The sequence below is a fragment of the Streptomyces kryoterrae genome (assembly GCF_054072135.1).
Genome location: NZ_CM133358.1, coordinates 1588044 through 1613819, shown reverse-complemented (window position 1 = coordinate 1613819; position 25776 = coordinate 1588044). Strand labels below are relative to the sequence as shown.

21 protein-coding genes, 1 tRNA gene and 3 pseudogenes are annotated in these 25776 nt (G+C 71.3%); 17 read left to right on the top strand and 8 right to left on the bottom strand.

All coding sequences use genetic code 11. The annotated features are described in order from the left end of the window. Nucleotides 1-8 precede the first annotated feature (8 nt). From ACW4TU_RS06650 to ACW4TU_RS06615, 8 genes and pseudogenes are all read left to right on the top strand, one after another. Nucleotides 9-1367: a ThuA domain-containing protein gene (locus tag ACW4TU_RS06650; protein WP_457425564.1), complete on the top strand. Its 1359-nt coding sequence runs from the start codon at nucleotides 9-11 to the stop codon at nucleotides 1365-1367. Nucleotides 1368-1472: 105 nt separating this feature from the next. Beyond that, entirely contained in the window at nucleotides 1473-2789 is a 1317-nt protein-coding gene (locus ACW4TU_RS06645; protein WP_457425562.1) for an inositol-3-phosphate synthase, read from the top strand. A gap of 68 nt (nucleotides 2790-2857) precedes the next feature. Next, nucleotides 2858-3916, top strand: a complete 1059-nt coding sequence (locus ACW4TU_RS06640) for a sugar phosphate isomerase/epimerase family protein (protein WP_457429952.1) — start codon at nucleotides 2858-2860, stop codon at nucleotides 3914-3916. Then, nucleotides 3913-4581: an EboA domain-containing protein gene (locus ACW4TU_RS06635; RefSeq protein ID WP_457425560.1), complete on the top strand. Its 669-nt coding sequence runs from the start codon at nucleotides 3913-3915 to the stop codon at nucleotides 4579-4581. The genes ACW4TU_RS06640 and ACW4TU_RS06635 overlap by 4 nt, the downstream gene beginning before the upstream one ends. Continuing rightward, the gene (locus tag ACW4TU_RS06630) at nucleotides 4581-5429 is read left to right on the top strand and encodes a TatD family hydrolase (protein ID WP_457425558.1); all 849 of its coding nucleotides are present in this window, start codon (nucleotides 4581-4583) and stop codon (nucleotides 5427-5429) included. Before ACW4TU_RS06635 ends, ACW4TU_RS06630 begins: the two co-directional genes overlap by 1 nt. 3 nt (nucleotides 5430-5432) lie before the next feature. Beyond that, complete coding sequence (gene eboE, locus ACW4TU_RS06625) at nucleotides 5433-6602, top strand: metabolite traffic protein EboE (protein ID WP_457425556.1); 1170 nt, start codon at nucleotides 5433-5435, stop codon at nucleotides 6600-6602. 29 nt (nucleotides 6603-6631) lie between these two features. Next, nucleotides 6632-7076, top strand: a pseudogene (locus tag ACW4TU_RS06620) (alkaline phosphatase family protein); the annotation flags it as partial. A 57-nt stretch (nucleotides 7077-7133) separates the two neighbouring features. Next, complete coding sequence (locus ACW4TU_RS06615) at nucleotides 7134-8192, top strand: sugar phosphate isomerase/epimerase family protein (RefSeq protein ID WP_457425554.1); 1059 nt, start codon at nucleotides 7134-7136, stop codon at nucleotides 8190-8192. 97 nt (nucleotides 8193-8289) lie between these two features. On the opposite strand, the pseudogene ACW4TU_RS06610 reads toward ACW4TU_RS06615, so the two are convergent. Together ACW4TU_RS06610 and ACW4TU_RS06600 are read right to left on the bottom strand one after the other, a co-directional pair. Further along, nucleotides 8290-8541: pseudogene (locus ACW4TU_RS06610) on the bottom strand (MFS transporter); the annotation flags it as partial. Between the two features lie 203 nt (nucleotides 8542-8744). Next, nucleotides 8745-8868 (bottom strand): annotated as a pseudogene (locus tag ACW4TU_RS06600) (2-dehydropantoate 2-reductase N-terminal domain-containing protein); the annotation flags it as partial. A 188-nt stretch (nucleotides 8869-9056) separates the two neighbouring features. Here ACW4TU_RS06600 and ACW4TU_RS06595 point away from each other — a divergent pair. Continuing rightward, on the top strand, nucleotides 9057-9734 hold the full coding sequence (locus tag ACW4TU_RS06595; RefSeq protein ID WP_457425552.1) for a GntR family transcriptional regulator: 678 nt from the start codon (nucleotides 9057-9059) through the stop codon (nucleotides 9732-9734). Nucleotides 9735-9877: 143 nt separating this feature from the next. Continuing rightward, a tRNA-Leu gene (locus tag ACW4TU_RS06590) sits at nucleotides 9878-9962 on the top strand. Nucleotides 9963-10286: 324 nt separating this feature from the next. Here the strand turns inward: ACW4TU_RS06590 and sthA are convergent. The 5 genes from sthA to ACW4TU_RS06565 form a co-directional block, all read right to left on the bottom strand. Next, nucleotides 10287-11690, bottom strand: a complete 1404-nt coding sequence (sthA, locus tag ACW4TU_RS06585; protein WP_457425550.1) for a Si-specific NAD(P)(+) transhydrogenase — start codon at nucleotides 11688-11690, stop codon at nucleotides 10287-10289. 71 nt (nucleotides 11691-11761) lie between these two features. Further along, the gene (locus tag ACW4TU_RS06580) at nucleotides 11762-13075 is read right to left on the bottom strand and encodes a YhgE/Pip domain-containing protein (protein WP_457425548.1); all 1314 of its coding nucleotides are present in this window, start codon (nucleotides 13073-13075) and stop codon (nucleotides 11762-11764) included. Nucleotides 13076-13581: 506 nt separating this feature from the next. Next, nucleotides 13582-14586 carry an RNA polymerase sigma factor gene (locus ACW4TU_RS06575; protein WP_457425546.1) on the bottom strand — a complete coding sequence of 335 codons (1005 nt, stop codon included), beginning with the start codon at nucleotides 14584-14586 and terminating at the stop codon, nucleotides 13582-13584. Between the two features lie 323 nt (nucleotides 14587-14909). After that, complete coding sequence (locus tag ACW4TU_RS06570) at nucleotides 14910-15302, bottom strand: SCO5389 family protein (protein ID WP_457425544.1); 393 nt, start codon at nucleotides 15300-15302, stop codon at nucleotides 14910-14912. An 86-nt stretch (nucleotides 15303-15388) separates the two neighbouring features. Then, nucleotides 15389-16339, bottom strand: coding sequence for an ATP-binding protein (locus ACW4TU_RS06565; protein ID WP_457425542.1), 951 nt, complete (start codon nucleotides 16337-16339; stop codon nucleotides 15389-15391). Nucleotides 16340-16523: 184 nt separating this feature from the next. Between ACW4TU_RS06565 and ACW4TU_RS06560 the strand changes: the two genes are divergently transcribed. The 7 genes from ACW4TU_RS06560 to ACW4TU_RS06530 all read left to right on the top strand — a co-directional run bounded on the left by ACW4TU_RS06560 (nucleotide 16524) and on the right by ACW4TU_RS06530 (nucleotide 24824). Further along, complete coding sequence (locus ACW4TU_RS06560; protein WP_457425540.1) at nucleotides 16524-17060, top strand: GNAT family N-acetyltransferase; 537 nt, start codon at nucleotides 16524-16526, stop codon at nucleotides 17058-17060. 186 nt (nucleotides 17061-17246) lie between these two features. Next, complete coding sequence (locus ACW4TU_RS06555) at nucleotides 17247-18749, top strand: ABC transporter substrate-binding protein (RefSeq protein WP_457425538.1); 1503 nt, start codon at nucleotides 17247-17249, stop codon at nucleotides 18747-18749. 3 nt (nucleotides 18750-18752) lie between these two features. Next, nucleotides 18753-20510: an ABC transporter permease subunit gene (locus tag ACW4TU_RS06550; protein WP_457425536.1), complete on the top strand. Its 1758-nt coding sequence runs from the start codon at nucleotides 18753-18755 to the stop codon at nucleotides 20508-20510. A 178-nt stretch (nucleotides 20511-20688) separates the two neighbouring features. Continuing rightward, complete coding sequence (locus tag ACW4TU_RS06545) at nucleotides 20689-21873, top strand: MDR family MFS transporter (protein ID WP_457429951.1); 1185 nt, start codon at nucleotides 20689-20691, stop codon at nucleotides 21871-21873. A 188-nt stretch (nucleotides 21874-22061) separates the two neighbouring features. Continuing rightward, complete coding sequence (locus ACW4TU_RS06540; protein WP_457425534.1) at nucleotides 22062-22970, top strand: UTP--glucose-1-phosphate uridylyltransferase; 909 nt, start codon at nucleotides 22062-22064, stop codon at nucleotides 22968-22970. A gap of 495 nt (nucleotides 22971-23465) precedes the next feature. Further along, nucleotides 23466-24047 (top strand): hypothetical protein, encoded by a 582-nt coding sequence (locus ACW4TU_RS06535; RefSeq protein WP_457425532.1) that lies wholly within the window; start codon nucleotides 23466-23468, stop codon nucleotides 24045-24047. Nucleotides 24048-24092: 45 nt separating this feature from the next. After that, complete coding sequence (locus ACW4TU_RS06530; RefSeq protein ID WP_457425530.1) at nucleotides 24093-24824, top strand: YcnI family protein; 732 nt, start codon at nucleotides 24093-24095, stop codon at nucleotides 24822-24824. A gap of 80 nt (nucleotides 24825-24904) precedes the next feature. On the opposite strand, the gene ACW4TU_RS06525 is transcribed toward ACW4TU_RS06530, so the two are convergent. Next, entirely contained in the window at nucleotides 24905-25699 is a 795-nt protein-coding gene (locus ACW4TU_RS06525) for a CDP-alcohol phosphatidyltransferase family protein (RefSeq protein ID WP_457425528.1), read from the bottom strand. Nucleotides 25700-25776: the final 77 nt, after the last annotated feature.

Below are 25776 nucleotides of genomic sequence, written 5' to 3'. Positions count from 1 at the left end.
TGTGCGCCATGCGATCAACAGGACGTACCGTCACCGCTGTTGTGGGCACGGCACTTCTCCTCGGAGGGGTGTCGACCCCGGCAGCCTCCAAGCCCGCACCACGGCACGCCGACCGGGTGCTGGTCTTCTCCAAGACAGCGGCCTTCAGGCACGACTCCATCCCCGACGGCATCACGGCACTCAAGGAAATCGGCGCGAGCGCCGGCTTCCGGGTCGACGCGACGGAGGACGCGGCGGCGTTCACCCCGGCGAACCTCCGCCGGTACGCGGCCGTCGTCTTCCTCTCGACGACCGGCGATGTCCTGACGAACCGTCAACAGGCCTCGTTCGAGAGCTACATCCACCACGGCGGCGGCTATGTGGGCATCCACGCGGCGGCCGACACCGAGTACGACTGGGCGTTCTACGGCGGCCTCGTCGGCGCCTACTTCCAGGGGCACCCGGCGATCCAGCCGGCCCGGACGGTGGTGGAGGACCGCGCCCACCCGGCGACCGCCACCCTGGGCGCGGACTGGAACCGTACCGACGAGTGGTACAACTACCGCTCCAATCCACGGAGTTCGGTACACGTCCTGGCCTCCCTCGACGAGTCGTCGTACACCGGCGGCACGATGAACGGCGACCACCCGATCGCCTGGTGTCAGAACTACGCGGGCGGACGTTCCTTCTACACCGGCGTCGGCCACCTGTCGTCCGCGTACACCGAACCGGCGCTCCGGCAGCACCTGTTGGGCGGACTCCGCTGGGCCACCGGCAAGGCCCAGGCCGACTGCCGCCCGGAGAACGGCTACCAGCCGCTCTTCGACGGCACCTCACGGGAAGGGTGGAATCAGGCGGGCCCCGGCGCCTTCACCGTCTCCGACGACGGCACGCTGACGTCGTCGGGCGGCATGGGCCTGCTCTGGTACGCCGGCCGGAGCTTCGGCGCCTACTCGCTGAAGCTGGACTGGAAGGCCCGCGGAGACGACAACTCCGGTGTGTTCGTGGGCTTCCCGCCCTCGGACGACCCGTGGTCGGCGGTCGACAAGGGCTACGAGATCCAGATCGACGCGACCGACGCCCCCGACCGCACCACCGGGGCCGTGTACGGCTTCCGCTCCGCGGACCTGCGTAAGCGCGACCGGGCGCTGAATCCGCCCGGGGAGTGGAACACGTACGAGATCCGCGTGGAGGGCGAACGCCTCCGCGTCTGGCTCAACGGCGTGCGGATCAACGATTTCACCAACACCGATCCGGCCCGCAGCCTGCGGGACGGTCATGTCGGCATCCAGAACCACGGAACCGACGACCAGGTGTCCTTCCGTGACATCCGGATCAGGGAACTGCCCGCGAACGCGCCGGCGAGCCCGGCCGCCACGGGCGACTGAGCGGCGGCGGGCGGGGGACGCCGGACCTCCGCCCGCCGCTTTCCCTCCCCCCTCTCGGCCTTCCGCCGGAGGGTGTGAACACCGTGAACGACAAGGAGGCTGCCCATGTCCACGTCGTCGTCCCATCCTCGAACTCGTCGAACTCGTACAGGGGTATGGCTGATCGGAGCCCGCGGCTCCGTCGCCACCACCGTCGTCGCGGGCTGCGCCGCCGTGACAGCGGGACTGCACCGCCCCACGGGCATGGTCACCGAGACACCCCCGTTCACGGACTGCGGCCTCCCACCCCTGGCCGCGCTCGTCTTCGGCGGCCACGACACCGTGGACTGCCCGCTGCCCAAACGCGCCGAGGCACTGACTGCGGCAGGCGTCCTGCCGTACGGCCTCACGTCGGCCATCGCCTCCGAACTGGCCGCCGCGGACCGGGAGATCAGACCCGGCGGCCCAGCCCCGGGCGACACCACCCGAACCCCGGACGACCTGGTAGTGGCCTTCGCCGCTGACATCCAGGACTTCGTACGACGCCACGACCTGGCCCGAGCCGTGGTGGTGAACCTCGCCTCCACGGAGCCGGCCCCGACCGGCACCACCCTCCCGCCGAGCTCGCTGTACGCGGCGGCCGCCCTGCGCGCCGGCTGCCCGTACGTCAACTTCACGCCGTCGACAGGGCTGCACCACCCGGCGCTCGCCCACACGTCCGCGACCAGCGGCCTGCCCTACGCCGGCCGGGACGGCAAGACCGGTCAGACCCTGCTCAGGTCGGTCCTCGGCCCGATGTTCACCCAACGGGCACTGGAGGTCCGCGCCTGGTCGGGCACCAACCTCCTCGGCGGGGGAGACGGAGCGTCCCTCGCAGACCCCTCCGCGGCGGCGGCGAAGAACGCCGGCAAGGAACGCGTCCTCACCGACACCCTCGGTACGACACCGGAGGGCGTGGTCCACATCGACGACGTCCCGTCCCTCGGCGACTGGAAAACCGCGTGGGACCACATCGCCTTCGACGGCTTCCTCGGCACCCGCATGATCCTCCAGACCACCTGGCAGGGCTGCGACTCGGCCCTGGCGGCCCCCCTGATCCTCGACCTGGCCCGCCTCACCGCCCGCGCCCACGACGCCGGCCTCTCCGGTCCTCTGAGCGAACTCGGCTTCTACTTCAAGGACCCGATGGGCGAATGCCCGCCAGGACTGGGTGAGCAGTACGCGCAGCTCGTGGAGTTCGCGGCGCGGCTGCGGGGCGGGGGAAAGGCGGCGGGACCGGGTCCGGCCGGGCCACCGGGACCGGCGGCCCCGGTGGAGTCACCGGGATCGGCAGGGCCGGCGGGTGACGGGTCAAGCGTGGACGAGGGCGCCGGGACAGAGGGGCGCCGTCCGAGCGGGCCCCTGGGCGAGCCATCTGCCGACGGCGGGAGGGAACGCCGATGAGCGCCCCACCCGGCCCGGCGCCCCGAGGCTATGCACAGGACCGGGCCAACCAGGGACGCGCCCGGTCCATGGCTCCGTACGACTCCTCCACCACCCCCCTCCACTTCGGCTACGGAACAAACGGCCTCACCGACCTCCGACTCGACGACGCCCTCGGCCTGCTGGCCGACCTCGGCTATGACGGCGTCGGCCTGACCCTCGACCACATGCACCTCGACCCGCTCGCCCCCGACCTCCCCGCCCGCACCCGCCAACTCGCCCGCCGCCTGAACACCCTCGGTCTCGGCGTCACCGTGGAAACCGGCGCCCGCTACGTACTCGACCCCCGCAGCAAACACGGCCCCTCCCTCCTCGACCCGGACCCGGACGACCGCTCACGACGCGTCGACCTCCTGCTCAGGGCAGTGCGAGTCGCCGCGGACCTGGGCGCCCACGCCGTGCACTGCTTCAGCGGCATCACCCCCGCCGACACGGACCCGGACACCGCCTGGCACCGCCTGACCGAAGCCCTCGCCCCCGTCCTGGACGCGGCCACCGCGGCCGGCGTCCCACTCGCCGTCGAACCCGAACCCGGCCATCTCCTCGCCACCATCGCGGACTTCCACCACCTCCGCCACGCACTCGACGACCCCGGAGCCCTCGGCCTCACCCTCGACATCGGTCACTGCCAGTGCCTCGAACCACTCCCTCCCGCCGACTGCGTCCGCGCCGCCGCGCCCTGGCTGCGCCACGTCCAGATCGAGGACATGCGCCGCGGGATCCACGAACACCTCCCGTTCGGCGACGGAGAGATCGACTTCCCGCCCGTGCTCGCCGCGCTGGCCGCCACCGGCTACCAGGGTCTGACCGTCGTGGAACTCCCCCGCCACTCCCACGCGGGCCCCCACCACGCCGAACACTCCCTCCGCTTCCTCCACGATGCGGTCCGGGCCACCCCGGCCCCTCCCGTCGGCTCCTCCGATGCAGCAGAGCCGACCGCCACGGCACCCCGGCCCACCAGAGCCCCGCACACCACCCCTCCGCATGCCGTCACCTCGATCGCCGCAACCCCGACGGCCACTTCCGGCACCTCCCTCACCCCTCCGGCCCAGCACTCCGCCACCCCCGCCGAAGGGAGCACCCCATGACCCAGCCCCACCCCGGCCCGGGCACCCCGGCGGCCGACATCCCCCTCTCCCGCACCCCGCTGGACGACCTCCGCGCCCAGCTCACCGCCCACCTCGACGAAGCCGCCCGCACCTGGCTCGCCCTCGCCCTGGACGAGGCAGCCGCCCGCTCCGGCACCCACGGCCCCATCTCCGCCTGGGAGTTGCGCCTCGCGGAAGCCGGCCGCCGCTGCGGCACCGACCACGCGGACGCCGTACGCGTCCTGATCCTGCACGCCGCCCACGCCGACCCGGACGCCCTCACCCGGGTATACCGGCAGGGCACCGCCGCCGAACGCCGAGCCGTCCTGCACGCCCTGCCCCACCTGGTCACCGGCCCCGACGCCCTCCCCCTGGTCGAGGACGCCCTGCGCACCAACGACACCAGCCTTGTCGCCGCCGCCGTCGGCCCGTACGCCGCCCGTCACCTGGACGCCCACAACTGGCGCCACGCCGTGCTGAAGTGCCTGTTCACCGGAGTGCCCGTCGACGCGGTGGCCGACCTCCACCACCGGGCCCGTGCCGACACGGAACTCGCCCGCATGCTCGACGACTACGCCGCCGAACGAGCCGCCGCCGGCCGCCCCGTCCCCGAGGACCTGCATCGCGTCCTGGCCCTGACGGCGTCCGAAGCGAAGGAGTCCTGATGCGCATCTTCGACCCCCACATCCATATGACGTCACGGACCACCGACGACTACCAGGCCATGTACACCGCAGGCGTCCGCGCCGTCGTCGAACCCTCCTTCTGGCTCGGCCAGCCGCGCACCTCACCCGCCTCGTTCCTCGACTACTTCGACTCCCTCCTGGGGTGGGAACCCTTTCGCGCCGCCCAGCACGGCATCGCCCACCACTGCACGATCGCCCTCAACCCCAAGGAGGCGAACGACCCCCGCTGCGCCCCCGTCCTCGACGAACTGCCCCGGTATCTCGCCAAGGACCGCGTCGTCGCCGTCGGTGAGATCGGCTACGACTCCATGACCCCCGCAGAGGACACCGCCCTCGCCGCCCAGCTCCAGCTCGCCGCAGACCACGGTCTGCCCGCGCTCGTCCACACCCCGCACCGCGACAAGCTCGCCGGCCTGCGCCGCACCCTCGACGCCGTACGGGAGTCCGCCCTGCCCCCGGAGCACGTCCTGGTCGACCATCTCAACGAGACCACCGTCAAGGAGGCCAAGGACGGCGGCTGCTGGCTCGGCTTCTCGGTCTATCCGGAGACCAAGATGGACGAGGAGCGAATGGTCGCGATCCTCCGCGACTACGGCCCTGAACAGGTGCTGGTCAACTCCGCCGCGGACTGGGGCAGAAGCGACCCCCTCAAGACCCGCAAGGTCGGCGACCTGATGCTGGCGGAGGGCTTCACCGAGGACGACGTCGACCGCGTCCTGTGGCGCAACCCGGTCGCCTTCTACGGGCTCAGCGGCAGGCTGGACCTCGACGTCGACACGACCGACGCCACCCACGAGGGCAACTCCGTCCTGCGCGGCGGGGAGTGACCGATGCGCTTCCGCCACCCCGACGGCTCCACCGTCCACCTCGCCTACTGCACCAACGTCCACCCCGCCGAAACCCTCGACGGGGTCCTCGCCCAACTCCGCGACCACTGCGAACCCGTCCGCCGACGCCTCGGCCGCGACCGGCTGGGCATCGGACTGTGGCTGGCCAAGGACGCCGCCCACGCCCTGGTCACCGACCCGTCCGCCCTGCGAGGCCTGCGCACCGAACTCGAACGGCGCGGCCTCGAAGTCGTCACCCTCAACGGCTTCCCGTACGAGGGCTTCGGCGCCGAGGAGGTCAAGTACCGCGTCTACAAGCCGGACTGGGCCGACCCCGAGCGGCTCGCCCACACCACCGACCTGGCCCGGGTCCTCGCCGGTCTCCTCCCCGACGACGTCACCGAAGGCAGCATCTCCACCCTGCCGCTCGCCTGGCGCACCGCCCACCACGGCGAGCGCGCGGCCACTGCTCTGACCGCCCTGGGCACTCTCGCGGAGCGCCTCGACGCCCTCGCCGAACTCACCGGCCGCTCCATCCGCGTGGGACTGGAACCGGAACCCGGCTGCACCGTCGAGACCACCGCCGACGCCATCGCCCCGCTCACCGAGATCGGCCACGACCGCATCGGCGTCTGTGTCGACACCTGCCACCTCGCCACCTCCTTCGAGGATCCGCACACCGCCCTGGACGCGCTCGCACAGGCCCGCGTCCCCGTCGTCAAGTCCCAGCTCTCCGCCGCCCTGCACGCCGAACACCCCCATCTCCCCGAAGTCCGCGAGGCCCTCGCCGCCTTCGACGAACCCCGCTTCCTGCACCAGACCCGCACGGCCACCGCCGCCGGACTGCGCGGCACGGACGACCTCGGCGAGGCCCTCCACGGCGAAGCCCTGCCCGACGCCTCCCCATGGCGCGCCCACTTCCACGTCCCGCTCCACGCGGCCCCCGCCGCACCGCTCACCTCCACGCTCCCCGTACTCAGGGCCGCGCTGACCCGGCTCGTCGGCGGCCCGTACCCCCTCACCCGGCATCTGGAGGTCGAGACCTACACCTGGCAGGCACTCCCACCCGAGCTACGGCCCCGCACCCGTGCCCAGCTCGCCGACGGCATCGCCGCCGAACTCACCCTCGCCCGCGACCTGTTGAGCGACCTGGGCCTGAAGGAGCTGCCATGAGCCCCGGCCCCGCAGGCGAAGTCGACAAAGAGCAACTCCTCGACGACGAGGGCGGAAAGACCCATCGTCCCGGCCACCCGCGCTCCGGCGAACTCGTCGCCGTGGCAGAGCCGGACGCATGGTTCACGTATTACGACCGGCTCGACGACGCACACACAACCGACTTCGCACAGCTCGTCGGGATGCACCGGGGGCCCGGATACGACCCGGCCGCGCTCCTCGTGGATCAGCGCGGCCCGTTGGCCCAGGTCGAGGCGGCCACCGCACCTGGGCATGCCCGCAAGAAACCCGGCCCGCGTTACCGCACGGCGGTCGTGCCCCTGGAACCCTCGCCTATTCGCGGCAGCCACGGACGCCTCCCGGCGAGCGACGACGGTCCGCTCCTCATCTGCTCCACCCCCCCGTGCCGTCGACGGCCGCATCACGGCCACCGATGTGAAGTCTCTCCCGCTCCAACCGACCGGTCTCTCCTGACTGGTCACAAGTGAAGCACTCGCCACTGACAACGGCCTTCCCAACGAGGAGTTCCACATGAGCCGCACACCCCGCCCGACCGGCAGCAGCAAGGCGCACGACCCCGAACTCGCCCACCGCCTCAGCCGAAGAGGCATGCTCGGCGTGGCCGCCGGAGCCACCGCCGCCGCTCTCCTCGGCGCCGCCACCCCCGCCACCGCGGCCACCTCGGCGCAGACCGCCGCCGCGGGCCGGGGCCGTCCCGTCCTGCCGCCCGGCCGGCTCGGCATCCAGCTGTACAGCCTGCGCGACAAGGTCTCCACGCTGGGCTTCGCCCCCGTCTTCGCCGAGCTGAAGAAGTACGGCTACGACGAGGTCGAGTTCGCCGGATACACCCAGGGCTCCGCGGGCCCCATCACCCTCGCCCAGCTCAGGCGACTGGCGCGCGACCACGGCCTGAACCCGATCGGCAGCCACGTCGGCTACTACGCCGACGACCCGAACGCGTACACCTTCGCGCAGAACCTCGACAAGGTCCTCGACGACGCCCAGGCCCTCGGCCTCAAGCACATCGGCACCGCCTCCGGCCCGTTCCGCTACGGCTCCACCGTCGACGCCTGGAAGCGGGCGGCTGAGGAGTTCAACACGTACGGCGCGGCGGCCAGGGCACGCGGCATGAAGTTCTACCAGCACAACCACTCCGAGGAGTTCTCCTTCGCCACCGACAACCCGAAGGTCCGGCTCTACGACGTACTGCTCGCCGAGACCGACCCCAAGCTCGTGTACCTGGAGATGGACATCTTCTGGGCGTACTCGGGCCAGTTCCGCTTCTCGAAGCGGCCCGACGGCACACCGGCGCCCTTCGAGCCCCTCGACTACGTCCTCAGGCAGCCGGACCGCTACCCGCTCTTCCACGTCAAGGACGGCGTGAGCGACCCGGGCAACCAGTACGGCTACCGCATGACCGACGTCGGCGACGGCGACATCGACTACCAGCGGTTCATCTCCGGCGTCACCCGGCTGCACGGCCACCGCCTGGCCCACCACTGGCAGGCCGAGCACGACAACCCGGCCGAGTCCTTCACCTTCGCGCGCCGCTCCAGCGAGCACCTCCACTCGCTGCGCGAGAAGTGCTGACGGGGCCGCGTACCCATGAGGAGGCCCTCCCGGAACGACTAATTCCGGGAGGGCCTCCGCACGCGCGCGTGCCGTCACCCAGCGGGCCGCGGCTCCCCGGTCCGGCGGCCGTGGTGTGACCCGGCTGCCGCAGCAGCAGGGCGATCCCGGCCGCCACCATGGAGACGGCGCCGGCCAGGGCGTACGCGCCGTCGTACCCCCGGGCCGCCACCACCATGGAACCGAGGCCCCCGCCGAACAGGCCGCTGACCAGCTTTCCGCTGTACACCAGCCCGTGGTTTGAGGCGATGTGGTTCTCCCCGAAATAGTCCGGCGTGAGCTCCACGAACAGTGGGTAGAGTGTCAGGCCGTTTCCTTGCTGCCGTGTCAGGCCATGTCCTCGCCGAGCGGCTGGGGATTGGGGGAGACCCGGCGGTCCGTCGTCGGCCTGCCGGGAGCCTTCAGGAACACCGCAAGTACGGCGGAGGCCAGGCCGACGCAGCCGGCCAGGACGAAACGCCCTCGTAGTCCCCGTGGCCGACGACGATCGTGCCCACGCCGGAGCCGACAGGACCGTACGCCGTGTTGCCTCATGGCCGCGAGGTGCGGTCCACGGGCGACGAGATGGACGTCTGCGCCTGTTGGTGCAGGGCCCGGCGCCGACACAGGAGCCGACAGCTCCGGCGCCGAGGGTGGCGCCTTCACTGGGTGGCGCTCCGTTCGGTCGAGGGTGTACCGCGGAACCGTCGAAAACGGCGGCGTCCGGACGGCCACCCGGGCCGCGTGAGCTCAGGTTTCCGGGCGATTGTGCGCCGTAGACTGTAGGCGAAAGCCAATCAATACTGGGCTCACAGGTAGCGACGGTGCTGCAGAGGAGGGGCTGTGATGTTGTCGACGGCAGGACTGCCGCAGGGCGCGGTGCCCAAGCTCGAACGCCCCGGACCGCTGCGCGACCGTGTCTACGAGGCGCTGCTCGAACTGATCACCACCCGCGTCCTGCAGCCCGGGCAGCATCTGGTCGAGAGTGAACTCGCCGGGCACCTCGGGGTCTCCCGGCAGCCGGTTCGCGAGGCGCTGCAGCGGCTCAACACGGACGGTTGGGTCGATCTGCGGCCCGCGCAGGGCGCCTTCGTGCACGAGCCGACAGAGGCGGAGGCGGACCAACTCCTCACCGTCCGCACGCTGTTGGAGACGGAGGCGGCCCGCCTTGCCGCGGCCAACGCGGGTGCCCCGGCCATCGCCGTGCTCGAGGAACTGTGCGCGGAGGGTGAGCGCGCGGTCGCCGCCGACGATGTGGACGCCGCGGTCGCCATGAACGCCCGGCTCCACGCGAAGATCATGGAGCTGGCGGGAAACGCGGTCCTCGCCGAGCTGGCGGGGCAGGTCGACCGCCGGGTCCGCTGGTACTACGCGCCGGTCGCCCGGCAGCGCGGACAGCAGTCCTGGATCGAGCACCGCGAGCTGATCGCGGCGATCGCGGACCGTGACGAGCGGCGCGCGACCGAGATCATGCGGGCGCACACGGAACACACGCGGAGGATGTACCACGAGCGGGAGAGGTAGTCGCCGCGCCCCCCGACACCCCCACCCCCGTAGCCGTCCGGTCGCTCGGGGTGAGAGATATGCAGGTGAAAGCCAGTCCGAAAGCTTGGTATTGTTGGTCATGTCGCCGCCGGGGAACACCCCTGTGGGGCGGCAGACACCTGGTCCGGGTGGCGGAATGGCAGACGCGCTAGCTTGAGGTGCTAGTGCCCTTTATCGGGCGTGGGGGTTCAAGTCCCCCCTCGGACACACACAAGAGGCACCCGCCTCCGGCTACGGCCGGGAGCGGGTGTTTTTGTCGTTCCGTAGGCAGGGGCTCACCTCCGCCCACACCGTCTTGCCGCCCGGTGGATACGGTTCCGTGCCCCAGCGGTCTGCGAGCCCGGCGACCAGAAGCAGGCCCCGGCCCGACCCGCTGTCCACCGGTGTCTCGAAAACCCCTCGCAGCAGAGGGAGTTGCTCCCCGCGTGCGTCGGTGACCGCGACGCGTACCGTGCCGTGCGCGGTGTCCCGTACGGTACGCCGCGCACGGCTGAGCCCATCGGACGGGGCCCAGCCGCACGGCGGGGAGACTCAGTCCCGCAGGCGGTCGATCTGGCGCAACTTGTTCGTCGCGTCCAGCGCCGCCACCTTGTAGGACTCCGCGAGCGTCGGGTAGTTGAAGACCGCGTTGACGAGATAGTCGACGGTGCCGCCGCAGCCCATCACGGACTGGCCGATGTGGATCAGTTCGGTCGCTCCCGTGCCGAAGCAGTGGACGCCGAGGAGTTTGCGGGTCTCGGGGCAGACCAGCAGTTTGAGCATGCCGTGGGAGTCGCCGATGATCTGGCCCCGGGCCAGTTCGCGGTAGCGGGAGACGCCCACCTCGAACGGGATGCTCTCCTCGGTGAGTTGGTCCTCGGTGCGGCCGATGAAGCTGATCTCGGGGATGGTGTAGATGCCGATGGGCTGGAGGTTGTGCATCCCGTCGACCGGCTCGCCGCACGCGTGGTATGCCGCCGCCCTGCCCTGTTCCATCGAGGTGGCGGCGAGGGCCGGGAAGCCGATGACGTCGCCGACGGCGTAGATGTGCGGTACCTCGGTGCGGTAGTGCTCGTCGACGGTGATCCGGCCGCGCCGGTCGGCGGACAACCCGGCTTTGTCGAGGTCGAGTTCGTCGGTGAGGCCCTGGCGGCCCGCCGAGTACATCACCGCGTCCGCGGGGATCTTCTTGCCGCTCTCCAGGACGGTGAGGGTGCCTCGGGAGTGGCGTTCCACCGCCGCGACCGTCTCGCCGAAGCGGAAGGTGACGGCCAGGTCCCGCAGGTGGTACTTCAGCGACTCGATCACCTCGACGTCGCACATGTCGAGCATCCCGGCACGCTTCTCGACCACGGTGATCTTGCTGCCCAGGGCGGCGAACATGGAGGCGTACTCCATGCCGATCACCCCGGCCCCGACGATGACCATGGAACGCGGTACGCCCTCGAGATTGAGCACGTTGTCGGAGTCCATGATCGTGCGTTCGTCGAACTCGACGGTGTCCGGGCGGGCCGGCCGGGTCCCGGTGGCGATGACGATGTGCTCGGCGGTCAACAGCCGTTCGTTGCCGTTGACTTCGTGTACGGCCACGGTGTGGTCGTCGACGAAGTGGCCGGTGCCGGCGAACAGGGAGACGTGGTTGCGGGACAACTGGCTGCGGATGACGTCGACCTCGCGACTGACCACGTGCTCGGTGCGTGCGGTCAGGTCGGCGACGGTGATGTCCTCCTTGAGGCGGTAGCTCTGGCCGTACAGATCGCGCTGGGTGAGGCCGGTGAGGTAGAGCACCGCCTCGCGCAGGGTCTTGGAGGGGATGGTGCCGGTGTGGATGGAGACCCCACCGACCATGTCGGGGCGGTCGATGACGGCGACCCGGCGGCCGAGCTTGGCCGCCGCGATGGCAGCCTTCTGGCCGCCCGGGCCGGATCCTATGACAAGCATGTCGAAGTCGGGCACCCTGGTGAGTCTGTCAGCCCGAGGCCGCCGCCCGAAAGGGTGAACGGGCAACGTTTGGCGTCCGCTTCGGCCTAGGAAGGCCGCGGAGTGAGGCGTTCGAGGCCCTTACGGTCGTAGTAGCGGGCCATGGCGAAGCCGAAGAGCAGCGCGAGCGCGGTGCCGATCGCGATCATGATCCAGGCGCGGGTCAGTCCGGCGTCCCCGCGGGCGTCGAAGTAGAGGATCGCGCGTGCTCCGTCACCGAGTTGGCGCATGGGCTCGAACACGGACAGGAAGCGGTAGAAGCCCGGGACCGCCTGGAGCGGGACCGTGGCCCCGGACGAGGGCAGGCCCAGGACGATGAACACGAACATCGACACGAGCTGTCCGATCCCGCCGAAGGCCGCGTTGATGGCCTGGACGCCGAGGCCGACCGCGAGGGTGGCGCAGTACGAGTACAGCCACAACAGCGGGAGATGATCGGCGTCCATGTCGAGGACGCCGACGGTGGCGACCATGATCAGGGAGACGCTCAGGAGGGTGATTCCGGCGGTCATGCCCATCTTCAGCAGCAGCGTCTGGGTTCGGCTGATGGGCACGGTGGGGCGGCGCGTGTGCCAGGGGCCGATCTCGTTGTCGGCGTAGCCCAGGGAGGTGTCCACGCCGTTGCTGATGACGTTGGCGCCCAGGAATCCGGCCAGCACGAGCAGCAGCGTGTAGTAGAAGGTGCTGAGGCCCAAGCCGCTGTGGGTGCCGATGGGATGGCCGACCTGAGGGGTGACCGTGACCGGGTCGGCCAGCAGCAGCTTCGTCGTGGCGTTCGCCCCCGTCGCGCTCGCCGTCAACTGCTCGCCGATGGTCTGCGAGGCCCGGTGCGCGGCCAGCGTGGTGATCTGGCTGGCGAGGGAGGAACCGAGGCTGCCCTTGCCGGGGTTGGTCAGCACGGTCAGCGCCGGACGGGCGGTGGCGTCGGTGCCGGTCAGCGCGGCGACCGAGGCGGTGAAGCCGTCGGGTACGACCAGCGCGCCGTAGAGCTTGCCCGAGTCCAGCTCGTCCTGGGCGTGGGCGAGGCTCAGTTGACGCCACTCGGCCTTGTCGCCGCCGGAGGTGTCGGTGGTGATCGCCTTGACGATCTGCGCACCCAGGTTCTCCTTCTGCCCGGGCAGCGGCGCGCCCCGGTCCGAGTTGACGATGCCGATGGGCAGGTCGTGCAGATCGCGGTTGGGGCTCACGATGCCGCCCATGTAGAGCAACGACAGCAGCAGTGCCAGCAGCCCGGTCAGGACGGTGGGCAGCAGCCACAGCTTGGGCCGGCCCAGCAGAGCGGTGGCACGCGCCTGGACTCCGCCGGTGGCGGGGGAGGAGGTGGGGGACGGGGATTCGGACGTGCTGTCCTCGGTTGCCATGGTTCTCCGGTGGCTCTGGAGCGGTTCGGGACCGGGTGGGGAGACGGTCGTCGTATCGGCGTGGGACCGGCGGGTTGCCGCCTGCCGGCCCAGGATCGTGCGTACGGCGGCACAGCCGTGTCAGCGACTCGCCGAGCCGGAGACTACGTCCCCCGGGTGAACACCGATCGTGGCAGGGTCCCGCCTCCGTGGGCCGCGGTCAGCTTGGGCCCGCGTGGGCCGTGAGCGGGCAGAGGAATTGCCCGGCCGGCGCGTTCTGCCCGGGGGCCGGGCTCATCGTGTCGCGGGACCACCAGGGGGATCGTGCGTGCCTGTTCGCGCTTCGCGAGGCCGGTCCGTCCTTCGCCGCCGTCCGGTACCGGGCAGGCGTCGGGCATGACGTGGTGATGCCCAGCGCCCCGCACGAAACCCATGCCGCCGAAGCCGCCGTCATCGGCCGGGCGTTCAGCACCACCCCGTACGGCACTCGCCACCGACTGACGCCCGTGACCCACGGAAGAATGGGGTCACATGGCGTCCAGATAGTCCCGCAGCACCTGGGAGCGGGACGGGTGGCGCAGCTTCGACATCGTCTTGGACTCGATCTGGCGGATCCGTTCGCGCGTCACGCCGTACACCTGGCCGATCTCCTCCAGGGTTCTGGTCCGGCCGCCGGACAGGCCGTAGCGCAGGGAGATGATGCCGGCCTCACGGGGGCTCATCTCCGCGAGGATGGACTGAATGGTCTCCTGGAGCAGTAGGAAGGTGACCATCTCCACGGGCGTGACGCTGTCGCGGTCCTCGATCAGGTCGCCGAGTTCGCCGTCGCCGTCCTCGCCGAGGGCGGTGTGCAGCGAGACGGGCTCCCTGGTGTAGGCGGTGAGTTCCGGCAGCCGCTCCACGGGGACGCCCGCCTTCTCCGCCAGCTCCTCCGGTGTGGGCTCCGTCCCGAAGTCCTGGATCAGCTCGCGGCGGGTGCGCGCCACCCGGTTGATGACCTCCACCAGATGGACGGGGATGCGGATGGTCCGGCCCTGGTCCGCCAGCGCGCGCGAGATCGCCTGCCGGATCCACCAGGTCGCGTACGTCGAGAACTTGAAGCCCTTGGTGTAGTCGAACTTCTCGACGGCCCGGATCAGGCCCGTGTTGCCCTCCTGGACCAGGTCCAGGAACAGCAGTCCGCGGCCCGTGTAGCGCTTGGCGACGGACACGACCAGGCGGAGGTTGGCCTCGATGAGGTGGGACTTGGCGCGTTCCCCGTCCGCGGTGAGGACCTCCAACTCCCGCTGGAGCACGGGGTCCTCGGGTGGGTCCTCCAGCAGCTTGTGCTCGGCGTACAGCCCGGCCTCGATCCGTTTCGCGAGGTCGACCTCCTGCTCGGCGCCGAGGAGCCGGACCCTGGCGATGAGCCGGAGGTAGTCCCGCACCTGGTCGACCGACCCTCCGCCGGTGGCCAGCCGGGGGAGAGGAGCATCGCTCTCGTCCTCGGTGGCCGGGTCGAACACATCGGTCACCTCGGTATCGGTCGCCATCGTGCTCACTTCCTCTCCAGGAGTGCACGCAGGAACGTCCCTGTAGGAGAACGAGGCACCGCCGCCACGTGTTCCGGACTCTCCCGGGCAAACACCTGGCCGCCCTCGGTCCCGCCCTCCGGGCTGATATCGCTCACCCGTTCGACCCTAGGATACAGGGGCTGTGAGGTTTCTGAATCTTCAACGAATTCGGCGGGACGGGAATCCGCGTAAACGGATGCACGCGGATGTACGCGGATATGCGCCATTGTCAATTCCCCGGGGAATCCCAATTCCTCTCCCCCATCCCCGGGGAATTGCCGTCAGGTGCGCCGCCCGGCGTGTCAGCAGTCGCGGAACTCCGGTGACTGGTTCAGGACCTGCGAGCGCGGCGAGGTGAAGCGGGCGTAGGTCGCGCCGTTCTGCGCGCCGGGGCGGAAGGCCGCGACCCGGTGGCAGTTCTGGAAGGCGAGCGCGATGCCGAAGTGCCGCTCCAGGCTGCCCCGGATCGCGTCGCTGGCCAGTGCCCGCAGCAGCTGACCACGCTCCTTCTCGGAGGGTGGCGGGGTCTGGTTGTCGGTGAACTCGGCGATTCCGCCCTGGAGTTCGGAGGCCAGGTCGGCGATGAGGCCGTAGGCGTACGGGAGCGAGGTACGTACGGTTTCGACGAGGTCGTCCTCGCGGATGTCACCCTGCTCGGCTTCGGTGAGGAGCTGGGGGGAGACGTCGAGCGACATGTATGGCTGTCCTCTTCTTTGGTTTTCTTCTTTGGTTTTTCCCGCGTTCTCACGGGTGGCGAGTCCGGGGTTCGGCCGAGGCGGGATCAGGCGAGAGCGGCGGGCCCGTGCACGAACTCCGGATCCACCTGCTCGGCCAGGTCCAGGCCCGTCGCCCGGTCAGCCCAGGCGCGGGCGTTGCGCAGATGGAACTCGACGGCGTGCCGCTGGAAGGTGGCCCAGTCCTTGGGGCGGGCGTCGACGGCTTCCCGGAGCTGGTTCAGCGCGTGCAGGTTCTGCGGTTCCAGCTCGCCCTGGTCGCGTCCCTGTTCGGCGGCGCGCACCCAACCGGACTGGACGAGGTGGGTGAGCAGGTCGTCGCCGGTCTCCTCCTTGAGGAAGAGCAGGTCGTCCTCGCCGGTGACCTTGTTGCCGATCACCGCGAGCGGAATCCCGAACTCGCGGGCGTGGTCGCGGTACTGGCGGTAGACGGACACGCCCTTGCGGGTCGGTTCGGCGACCAGGAACGTCATGTCGAACCGGGTGAACAGCCCGGAGGCGAACGCGTCGGCGCCGGCGGTCATGTCGACGACGACGTACTCACCGGGGCCGTCGACGAGATGGTTGAGGTAGAGCTCCACCGCGCCCAGCTTGGAGTGGTAGCAGCTCACGCCCAGGTCGCTCTCCTCGAAGGCGCCGGTCGCCATCAGCGGTACGCCGCCCACGCGTTCGACGTGCCGGGCGTGGATCTCGTCGTCGCCGAGCGGGCGCAGCAGCCGTGAGCCCCGGCCGGCCGGGGTCGTCTTGACCATGGCCTCGCGCGACTCGATGCGCGGGTTGGTGCCGCGCAGATAGTCCTTGATGTCACCGAGACGGGCGCTGAGCGGCGGCGCGGCGAACGCCTCGCCGCCGACCGGGTCGAGCGCCTCGGCCAGGTGCTGGTTGATGTCGCCGTCGATGGCGACCACGGGTGCGCCGGAGCGGGCGAGATGGCGGGAGAAGAGTGCGGACAGCGTGGTCTTGCCGCTGCCGCCCTTGCCGACGAACGCGACGCGCATTACCGGGCCGCTCCTCGTTCTTCGACGGCCGGCAATGCGCCGGCCGTTTTGAAAATGAATGTCATGTGGCAAGTTTTTATGCGGCGTTCGGGACTCTGTCAACTCACCCCGCCGCCAACTGGTCTGTGACTGTCCGGAGTTGGCGATCGTTTGTTCCATCAACCTAAATGCATATAATGTGCAGGTGCGTAACTACGGCATCAGGACGGCGACCCCCGGTGACCTCGACGGCGCGCGAGCCGTCATGCTCGACACCGTCTACCGCGACTTCGGAACGGGCTATGTGCCGCGCTGGCACGGTGACATCGTCGACCCTGCGTCCGCCTATCTCGCGCCCGCCCGCCACACCCTCCTGGTCGCGGTCGACGAACGCGACGCGAGCGTCGCGGCCACCGCCGCCCTCGACTCGCGCGGCCCGCTCCATCCGCCGAACCCGCTCCGCCTCGCCGAGCGCTATCCCTCGGGCACTACCGCGCAGTTGCGTCGGGTGTACGTCCGTCCCGAGCACCGCAGGCGCGGTCTGGCCCGGCGGCTCGTGGCCGAACTGCTGGCCTTCGCGGCGGCCGACGGCGGTTATCGCGCCGCGTATCTGCATACGGACCCGGCGGTGACCGGTGCCGAGGGGTTCTGGCGGTCGCTGGGGAAGGTTGTGCACGACGAGCGCGAGGAGGCGGGTGGCGGGCAGGGTGTTGTGCACTTCGAGGTTCCGCTGACTCGGTGATCGGTGATCGGTGATCGGTGATCGGTCGCGGTCGGTGACGGTCGGCGGGGTCGCCCGGGCTGGCTATTGGAAATGATTATCAGATACGCTCCCGTTCTGTGCGGCCGACCCGTCCCTGTACGGCTCCTTCGTGCTGCCCACCCCTGTGTGAAGCCCCCTGTGTAGACCCCTACGGAACCGAGGATCATGCGCACCCCCCGCCGTCGCCGACTGCTCGTCGGACTGCTGCTCTCCCCGCTGCTCACCGGCTGCTTCGCCTCCGGCGGCGACGACAGCGACTCCTCGTCGGACACCGGGTCCGGCTCCCGGCTGCGGGTCGCGCTCGCCTTCCCGCCCGCCGAGAACCTCTCGCCGTACGGTGCCGACGCCACCCTCCTCAGCCGCCTCGGCGTCACCGAGGGTCTGACCGCCCTGGACGCCAACGGCTCCGCCGCTCCCGCGCTCGCCGAGTCCTGGACCCGCAGGGACGACCGCACCTGGCTGTTCACGCTGCGCGAGGCCACCTTCCAGGACGGCACCGACGTCACCGCGCCCACGGTTGCCGCCGCTCTCACCCGCGCCACCCGGGCCGAGCCCGAACCCGCCGCCCTCACCGGCGTGACCCTCACCGCGAAGGCCGCCGCTGACGGACGTGTATCCGTCACCACCGCCGAGCCCGACCCCGTGCTCCCCCTACGGCTGTCCAGCCCCGGCCTCGCCGTGCTCGCGCCCAAGGCGTTCGCGAAGAAGGGCGCCGTCGACCCGGTCGGCACCGCCACCGGACCCTTCGAGCTGACGAAGACCACCGGCTCGACCGCGGCCACCCTCGACCGCTTCGACGACTACTGGGGCGGACGCGCCCAGGCCGCCGGGATCGACGCCCGCTTCATCGCCGACGGCACCGCCCGCGCCAACGCCCTGCGCACCGGCCAGGTCGACATCGCGGAGGCGATTCCCGTCGCCCAGGCCGCCTTCCTCGACAAGGCGACCCGCCGCGAGACCGCCACGGCCCGCACCACCTCCCTGCACCTCAACACCAGGTCCGGCGTCTTCAAGGACGCGAGGCTGCGAGCCGCCGCCCGTGCCGCCGTGGACACCTCGGCACTCGCCGACGGCGTCTACGAAGGTCACGCCGACGCCGGCCAGGGCATCTACGGCCCGGCGCTCACCTGGGCCGAGGACAAGCACGTCAGGCCCACCGGGCGGCCGAAGGCGACGGCACCCGAGGGCGCTTCCGTCACCCTCGCCACGTACGACAACCGGCCCGAACTCCCGGAAGCCGCCCAGGTGTTGAAGCAGCAGCTGGAGAAGGCCGGGTTCAGGGTGAAGCTGGAGGTGCGGGAGTACTCGCGCCTCGAGAGCGACGCGTTGGCCGGAAGGTTCGACGCCCTTGTCGCCGCGCGCAACACCATGCTCGACTCCGGCGATCCCGTCTCCGTCCTCGCCAGCGACTACACCTGCGACGGCGGCTACAACCTCTCCCTGCTCTGCGACCAGAAGGTCGACCGGGCCGTCGCCAAGGCCGAGGGCATCGAGGACACCGCCGAACGCCAGGACGCGGCCATGGCGGCCGAGGCGCTGATCCTCGGCGACGACGCCGTCGTCCCGCTGGTCCACCAGCGGATCATCACCGGCGTCGACGCCGACGTACAGGGCGTGCTCCTCGATCCGTACGAGCGCACGCTGGTCGGTACCGGAACGCGGCGCTGACCCGTGCGGGGTCGTGTGGGCACGCTCCTTTGGCGTGCCCTGCTCGCCGCGCTCCTCGTCTGCGGGATCGGTCTGCTGCCCTGGCTGACCCGCACCGACCCGGCGTTCACCGTGCTCAGGGCCCGGTCGGCGGAGCGCGAGGCCACCCCGGCCGTGCTGGCCGACATCCGCGACCAACTCGGCCTCGACGCGGGTCCGTTGCGGCTGCTCGGGGACTGGCTCGGCGGGCTGCCGCGCGGGGATGCCGGGCGGTCCTGGATCTCCGGGGCCGAGGTCATGCCCGATGTTCTGCGGGCGCTCGGCGCCTCACTGCTGCTGATGGCCGTGGCGTTGACCGTCGCCTTTCTCGTCGCCGCCCTGGTGTGCGCCCGGACGCTGGGCGGTGGGTGGCGGCGCGGCGGCGGCAGCGGGTCGGCGATGGTCGCCGCGCTGCCCGAGTTCCTCACCGCGTCCGTGCTGGCCACCGTCGTCGGCGTCCAGCTCGGCTGGCTGCCCGCCCTCGGCTGGTACGGACTCCAGTGGACGATCCTGCCCGGCCTCGCCCTCGGTCTGCCCGCCGGGGCGCTGCTCGGACGGCTCCTCGACGATTCTCTGCCCGGTGCCTTCGCCGAGCCCTGGGCACTGGCCGCCGCCGCACGCGGCATCCCGGCCCGGCGCATCGCGGCCCAGGCCGTCCGGCGCTGTCTGCCCGCACTGCTCCCCAACGCCGGGCTGTTCGTCGTCGGGCTGACCGGCGGCTCGGTCGCCGTCGAGCAGATCTTCGACATCCCCGGCCTCGGCCGCACCGCTCTCCAGGCCGCCATCGCGCAGGACCTGCCCGTCCTCCAGGCGAGTACCCTCGCCCTGGTCCTGCTCGCGGGCCTCGCGGCGGGCGCGACCCGGGTCACGGCCCGGCTGCTCATCGGCCCCGCGCTGCGCGACGGCGGCCTCTCCTCCCTGCACCGGCCCGCACCCCCCGCCCGCCGCACGCCGCCCCTGCTGTACGCCGGTGTGCTGCTCGGCGTCGTCGCCCTCGGCCTGCCCCGCGACCCTCTCGCGCTGGACACCCGGGCCCGGCTCCAACCCCCGTCCTGGGCGCACCTGTTCGGCACCGACGCCCTCGGCCGCGACGTTCTCGCCCGCGTCGGGCACGGCGCCCTCGACACGCTGCTGCTCGCCTCCGCGATCAGTGCCGCCGCCCTGCTGGCCGGGCTGCTGCTCGGGCTGGTGCCCCGGCTGTCGGGGCCGCTCGTCGACACCGTCAACGCGATACCGCCCGTGCTCGCCGCGCTGCTGGTCACGGCAGTCGTGGGCAGCGGCGGGGCCACCCCCGCGCTCGCCGTGACCGCCGTCGCCTGGGCGCCGCTCGCCGCGCACACCGCCGCCCTGCTGCGCCAGGAACGGGCCACCCTCCATGTCGCGGCCACCCGGGGTCTGGGCGCCGGCCGCTGGTACGTCCTGCGGCATGAACTCCTGCCCGCCGCACTGCCCCCGGTCACCCGGCACGCCCTGCTGCGGCTGCCGAGTGTCGCTCTGGCCCTGGCCGCCCTGGGCTTCCTCGGTCTCGGCGCCCAACCGCCGTCCCCGGAATGGGGGTTGCTCCTCGCCGAGAACCAGCCGTACGCCGAACGCGCCCCCTGGGCGGTCCTCGCCCCCGCCGCCGTACTCGCCCTGCTCGGTGCTCTCGCCGTCACCGCCGCGGGCCTCACCCTCCGGCGCCCCCGGAATGCAGTGCGAGTGACCCAACCACGCCAGAAGACAAGAGAGTTGGCCTTCCGGTGACCGCCCCCGCACTCGTCGCGGAGGGCAGGGCGCCGACTCGGGTGCGTCTCTTGCCGCTGCCCACGGAGCGGCAGCGGCGGAGGACCGTGCGGGCGGCCCAACCGCGCGGGGAGACAGAAGGGTTGGCCATCCAGTGACCGGCGCCGGAACCGCCGTCGAGAACAAGGCGCCCGCCCGGATGCGGCTCTCGCCGCTGCTGCGACTGCTGATCCTGACCCAACTCGCCTTCAACGTGGGCTTCTTCGCCGTCCTGCCTTTCCTCTCCGAGCATCTGGGGCAGGCGATCGGCATGGCGGGGTGGCTCGTCGGGTTCGTCCTGGGCCTGCGCACCTTCAGCCAGCAGGGGCTGTTCGTCGTGGGCGGCGCGCTGGCCGACCGGTACGGGATCCGGCCGGTGGTGCTCGCGGGCTGCGCCCTGCGTATCGCCGGCTTCGCCTGGCTCGGCTACGCCGACTCGACCGCGACCGTCATCGGCGCGGTCCTCCTCATCGGCTTCGCCGCCGCGCTCTTCTCGCCCGCCGTCGAGTCCGAGGTGGCCCGGCAGGCGGTGGCCTGGGAGGAGCGGGGCAACGGCTCGCGCACCCGGGTCCTCGCACTGTTCACCGTCGCCGGACAGGCGGGCGCCTTCGTCGGGCCGCTCCTCGGCGGTCTGCTCCTGGCCGTCGACTTCCGGGTCGTCTGCCTCGTGGGCGCCGGAATCTTCGTCCTCGTCCTCGCCGGGCACGCCCGGCTGCTCCCGCAGCACATACCCGGCCGGGAGCGCATACGCGCGAAAGGGAGCGTGCGCGTTCTGCTGCGCAACCGTCGGTTTCTCGCACTCTGCTCGGCCTACGGCGCCTATCTCCTCGCCTACAACCAGCTGTACCTCGCCCTCCCCGCCGAGGTGGAGCGCGCGACCGGCTCGCAGACCGCGCTGGCCTGGCTGTTCGCCCTGTCCTCGCTGCTCGTCGTGACCGCCCAACTGCCGGTCACCCGCTGGGTCGGCGACCGGCTCACCCTGCGCCGCTCGATGGTCGCCGGGATGCTGCTGATCTCCGCCGGGTTCGCGGTGGTGGCGCTGGCCAGGCCCGCAGGGTGGACCGGCCCGGCCGGGCTGCTGCCCGCGGCCGGCTTCGTCGTACTGCTCACCTTCGGCCAGATGCTGGTCGCCCCCGTGGCCCGCGCGTGGGTGCCCGACCTCGCCGAGGAGGACCGGCTCGGCCTCTACACCGGTGCCCTTTCGTCGGTTTCCGGCCTGATCGTCCTGGTCGGCAGCTCGCTGACCGGCACCCTTCTCGACACCGGCCTGCCCGCTGCGGTCCCCTGGCTGGTACTGGCCGCCGTACCCCTGGCGGCGACAGCGGTGCTGCCGCGCCGGGCCTGAACCGTGGCCGGGGGAGCACCCCGAGGGTCCGGGCGGCGCAGCCGTGGGGCATGCCGAGTTGGTAGCGTCACTCCACTCGCGCCGACAGGCACGGGTGAGCATCGACCAGCACCACTGAGCAGCACCACCGAGCACGACCATGCACAACGACCACTGATACGCGTACGCGCTTTCGTACAGGGGGGCCCATGGCCACGATTCGCAGGGCAGTCATTCCCGCCGCCGGACTGGGGTCCCGGCTGCTGCCGCTAACCAAGGCGACACCGAAGGAGATGCTGCCCGTCGGTGACAAACCCGTCATCGAGCACACCGTCCGGGAGCTCGTGGCCTCCGGCATCACCGACATCACCATCGTGGTGTCCGGCGGGAAGGGCCTGATCCAGGACCACTTCCGGCCCAACCCCGCCCTGGTCGACCAGTTGCGCGCCGACGGCAAGGCCGCCTACGCCGACGCGGTCGAGGAGGTCGGCGAGCTGTCCCGGCTCGGCCACATCACCTACCTCGACCAGCACGGCCCGTACGGCAACGGCACCCCGGTCCTCAACGCCGCCCGCAACTTCGGCGACGAGCCGATGCTCGTGCTGTGGCCCGACGACGTGTTCGTCGCCGAGGTGCCGCGCGCCCAGCAGCTGATCAAGGCGTACGAGGCGACCAACTCGCCGGTCCTCGCGCTGATGCCGATGGACCCGGGCGACTCGCAGCGCTACGGCGTGCCCGTCGTCAAGGAGGACCTCGACGACGGTCTGCTCCGCATCACCGGCCTGGTCGAGAAGCCGCGCCCGCAGGACGCGCCCTCCTCGTACGCGGCGATCGGCGGCTACGTCATCACGCCGGGCATCATCGACGAACTTCGCGTCCAGACCAAGCGTTGGTACGACCATCGCACCGGCGAGGTCTATCTCACCGACGCCATCAACGCCTACGCCGCGAGCCGGGCCGTCTACGGCCAGGTGATCCACGGCCGCTGGTACGACACGGGCAACCCGCTCGCCTACCTCACCGCCCAGTTCGCGGCGGCGCTCAACGACCCGGAGTACGGGCCGCATCTGCGCCGCCTGGCGAAGGAGCTGGAGGACGAGGAGACCGGCGGTGCCTAGTGACTCCCCGGTCTCATTCCGGGGCTCCGCCCCCAGACCCCCGGGTCGCGCTGAACGCGCTCGTCCTCAATCGCCGGACGGGCTGGATGGTGGCGGGTCGCGCTGAAGGTGCTCGTCCTCAATCGCCGGACGGGCTGGAAGGTGGCGGGTCGCGCTGAAGGTGCTCGTCCTCAAACGTGGGACGGGCTGGATGGTGGCGGGTCGCGCTGAAGGTGCTCGTCCTCAATCGCCGGACGGGCTGGATGGTGGCGGGTCGCGCTGAAGGTGCTCGTCCTCAAACGTGGGACGGGCTGGATGGTGGCGGGTCGCGCTGAACGTGCTCGTCCTCAAACGTGGGACGGGCCGGAGGGTGTCGGGCGGCTCTGAAGAAGTGGCTGGGTCCGACAAGCCCAAGGGCGCGTGGCAAGTGGCCCAGGGCAGGTGAGCGGGGCGAAGCGCGGCCTGGGTGACCCGTCTCGTCGTGCCGTTGTCCGGGCGTGGGAGGATCCCGGCACGATGAGCGCTTCCCCGGTGGTACGGAGTCTGCGCGCCGCGGTGTTCGCCGCGGTGTGCGTCCTGCTGGCCGCCGCGGCGCACGGTCTCGCGACCGGTGGTACGCCGTCGGCGGAGGCGGACGGCGCCGGGTTCGCGGCGGTGTTCGCCGCCGGGTGGCTGCTCGGTGGCCGGGAGCGGTCGCTGCCGGGGATCGGCGCCTTGATGCTGGTCACCCAGGCGGGGCTGCATGTCGCGTTCGGCGCGGTGCGTGGCCGGGCCATGGCGCACGCGCATCATCCCGGGATGCGGATGCCCCACGCCCACCCGCACGCCATGAGCGCCCACGCCGTCTCCGCGCACGTCGTCGCCGCGCTGGTCGCCTCCTGGTGCCTGCGGCGGGGCGAGGCCGCGCTGTGGTCGCTGCTGCGCTGGGCCGTCGCCTTCGTACCGGGTCTCGCCGCCTGGTGGCGGGACGCGCCCGTCGGGCTGCCCCGCACGGCTCCGCGGCGGGTGTCGTCGCCGGTCGCCGGGGTGCGCCGGCTTCTCCTGAGGTACGCGGTGAGCGGTCGAGGGCCGCCGACAGGGATTCCGTACACGCCCTGAAGTCCCCGACACCAGTCACCGGTACGAAAGTACGGAGTTCCGCCCATGTTCCCGACACGCATCACCCTGCGCCGCGCCGGCGTCGTCACCGGTCTCGCCGCCGCCGGTGTCCTCGCCGCAGCGGGCGCCGCCTCCGCGCACGTCACCGTCCACCCCGAGAGCTACGCCAAGGGCGCCACGGACGGTGTCCTGACCTTCCGGGTCCCCAACGAGGAGGACACCGCGAGCACCACGAAGGTCCAGGTTTTCCTGCCCACCGACCACCCCGTCCTCGGCGTGCTGGTCACCCCGGAGGCGGGCTGGACCGCGAAGGTGACGACCACCAGACTCAAGACGCCGATCAAGACGGACGACGGGACGATCACCGACGCCGTCTCCGAGATCACCTGGTCGGGCGGCCGGATCCGGAACGGGGAGTACGCGGACTTCGACGTCGCGTTCGGCCAACTCCCCGACAACACCGACCAGCTGGCCTTCAAGACCCTGCAGACGTACTCCGACGGCAACGTCGTCCGCTGGATCGAGACCGCTCAGGAGGGGCAGGACGAGCCGGAGAACCCGGCCCCGACACTGAAACTCACGGCGGCAGCGGCGGACGAGGATGCCGGTGCCAGTCCCTCGGCGGCGGTTTCCGCGAAGAGTGACGCCGGTCAGGCCTCGGACTCGGCCAGTGACCCGACGGCTCGCGGGCTGGGTGTCGCCGGGCTGATCGTGGGGGTACTGGGCCTGGCCGCGGCGGCGTTCGCGCTGGTCAGGACCCGGACTTCACGTTCGTAGAACAGTCGTCGCAGGAATTGCGGCAGTCGTAGTACACGTCGCCGTACACGCGGTCCGCGCCTTGTCGCGCGGGCCGCACCTCAGCGGGACACGGACTCGGAGACCAGGGCGCGCAGCTGCTGCTCGACCGAGGCGATCGACGCGACGGGCGACGCCGTACGCGGGCGGGACGTGCGGTACAGCCACAGGATGTCCCGGCCGAACGACCAGACCAGCGTCCCCAGGGCCAGTGCGACCACGGCCTGCGTCGCGGCGAGGGGCAGATAGCCGGAGGCGCCGAGCAGCAGCAGGATGCCCTGGAGAGCGGCGACGGTCTTGCGGGCGGTGCTCGGGGGGAGCGGGGCGTTCAGCCAGGGCAGAACGCGGGCGGCGGCCACGAAGGCGTAGCGCATACCGCCGATGAGCAGGACCCACGGGCCGAGCGACATCGACACGTACACGCTGAGCACCAGGATCAGGAACGCGTCGACCTCCATGTCGAAGCGCGCGCCCAGCGTCGAGCAGGTGCCGGTGCGGCGGGCGACCTTGCCGTCCACGCCGTCCAGGATCAGGGCAACCGCCGTCAGACCGACGAACAGCGTGACGGGCGGCGAGCTGACGTAGGAGTCCGCGACCAGCGCCGTCACCCCGCCGACCAGGGTCGCCCGGCCGAGGGTGACCCGGTTGGCCGGGCCGAACGACTTCGACCCGGACCGGTGCAGCGCGCGGGACAGCACGGCCCAGGTCGCGATCGCGAACGCCAGTCCGGTCAGCCAGCCCACCGGGCCCAGGCCGATCGCGGAGCCGAGCAGGACCAGCAGGAGAACCTGCAGGCCCGCCCCCAGAGCGGTCTCCTGCTGAACCAGCCTCGCCTCGTACGTGTTGATCAGGGCCACCGCGAGTCCTCCGCCGTATGTACAGAGTGGATCATGCCGCGTACTGTGCGCGGACTGTGCACCTCGCAGTACGTGAA